This is a genomic window from Streptomyces bobili, assembly GCF_002154575.1.
GTDB lineage: Bacteria > Actinomycetota > Actinomycetes > Streptomycetales > Streptomycetaceae > Streptomyces > Streptomyces bobili.
This window is the reverse complement of sequence record NZ_MUBA01000343.1, coordinates 1-1,431: the sequence shown is the minus strand read 5'-3', so window position 1 is coordinate 1,431 and position 1,431 is coordinate 1. Positions and strand designations below refer to the sequence as shown.

Sequence of the window (1,431 nt, the reverse complement as noted above, 5' to 3'; positions counted from 1 at the left end):
CGCCGCCCTGCTGCCCGGCTCGCGCGTCGCCGCCGCCTTCCACCACCTCTCGGCGGTCCTCCTCCAGGACCCGGAGATCGACGAGATCGACACCGATGTGATGGTGCTGGGCGAGCAGCGCGCCGACGTGGAGATCGTGCAGGCCCTGGCCGGCCGCATCCCCGGCATGCGGGGCGTCTTCGCCGGCCGGCTGCGCAACGCCCACCAGGTCGAATCCCTCGTCGCCAACCTGATCTCCGTCAACCGCCGCTACAAGGCGCACGCCGGGCTCCGCGTCACCGACGTCTGAGCCGATGGGGGACACTGGACGCCGACGTCAGCAGTGTCCCCCGACAGGAGAACCGCCCCCATGCCCCGCCTCGCCGTCTACGCCCTGATCGTCTGCCTCCTCGCCGTCGCCGCGGCGGTCGTGTCCTTCGTCCAGGGCAGCTTCCTGGGCGTGGTGTGGGTGCTGCTGGCCGGGCTGTCCAGCAACATGTGCTGGTACTACGCGAAGCAGGGCCGCGGCGCCTACCAGAAGCGGTAGAGGCTGTACCCGTACGACGCGTCCTGGTCGCTGACGCCGAGCCCCCGCAGGACCGAGTCGACCAGGTCGAAGAACGCGCCGTTCACCGTCGGCACCCACAGCAGCGCGAACACGAACAGCAGCCCGAACGGCGCGAACGGCTCCACCTGCCGCTTCACGTTGTTCGACAGCCAGGGCTCGATCATCCCGTAGCCGTCCAGGCCCGGCACCGGCAGGAAGTTCAGGATCGCCGCCGTGACCTGGAGGAGCGCGAGGAAGGCGAGCGCGAACTTGAAGTCGGCAGGCACACCGTCCAGCGCGTCCAGCCAGAACGGGGCGGTGCAGACGATCGCGAACAGGACGTTCGTCAACGGACCGGCCGCCGAGATCAGACTGTGCCGCCAGCGCCCCCGGATCCGCCCGCGCTCGATGAAGACGGCACCGCCGGGCAGACCGATCCCGCCCATGATCACGAAGATCACGGGGAGCACGATGCTCAGCAGGGCGTGGGTGTAGGCGAGAGGATTGAGCGTCAGATATCCCTTGGCACCCACCGAGATGTCGCCGCTGTGCAGGGCGGTGCGCGCGTGCGCGTACTCGTGCAGACAGAGGGAGACGATCCAGGCGCCGGTCACGAACAGGAACACGGCCACACCGGGCTGCTCGGCGAAACCCGTCCAGGTGGCCCAGCCCGTGACCGCCGTGACGGCCAGTATCCCGAGGAAGACGGGGCTGATCCGCCGGTCGCTGTGGCGGGAGAGGGCGGTGGTCATCAGCGGATGCTCCTGGGGTGCGGTGTCGGAACCGGGTGTCCGGCTGCCCGACCGTACCGGGCGCAAGGGGAAAACGTCTCGCGGCCGGTCATCGGTTCCTGGGAACGCGGGGCAATCCCCGCGGGCCCGGCCGCCCCGCCGCCCGGCCCGCGG

At 70.4% G+C, this 1,431-nt stretch carries 3 protein-coding genes; 2 read left to right on the top strand and 1 reads right to left on the bottom strand.

Annotated elements, in window-relative coordinates:
* Together BZL64_RS41345 and BZL64_RS40305 are read left to right on the top strand one after the other, a co-directional pair.
* A partial coding sequence (locus BZL64_RS41345; RefSeq protein WP_483025108.1) for a Rossmann-fold NAD(P)-binding domain-containing protein occupies nt 1–289 on the top strand: 289 nt, incomplete at its 5' end.
* 60 nt (nt 290–349) lie between these two features.
* Nucleotides 350–526, top strand: a complete 177-nt coding sequence (locus tag BZL64_RS40305) for a hypothetical protein (RefSeq protein WP_167396201.1) — start codon at nt 350–352, stop codon at nt 524–526.
* Here the strand turns inward: BZL64_RS40305 and BZL64_RS25775 are convergent.
* A complete protein-coding gene (locus BZL64_RS25775) occupies nt 511–1,278 on the bottom strand; it encodes a site-2 protease family protein (protein ID WP_086771580.1) in 768 nt (255 codons plus the stop codon). The genes BZL64_RS40305 and BZL64_RS25775 overlap by 16 nt on opposite strands.
* Between the last annotated feature and the right edge of the window lie 153 nt (nt 1,279–1,431).

Bases quoted from the DNA above. Each gene is read 5' to 3' on its own strand.
- BZL64_RS40305 (WP_167396201.1), top strand. From the start codon at position 350: ATGCCCCGCCTCGCCGTCTACGCCCTGATCGTCTGCCTCCTCGCCGTC.
- BZL64_RS25775 (WP_086771580.1), bottom strand. From the start codon at position 1,278: ATGACCACCGCCCTCTCCCGCCACAGCGACCGGCGGATCAGCCCCGTC.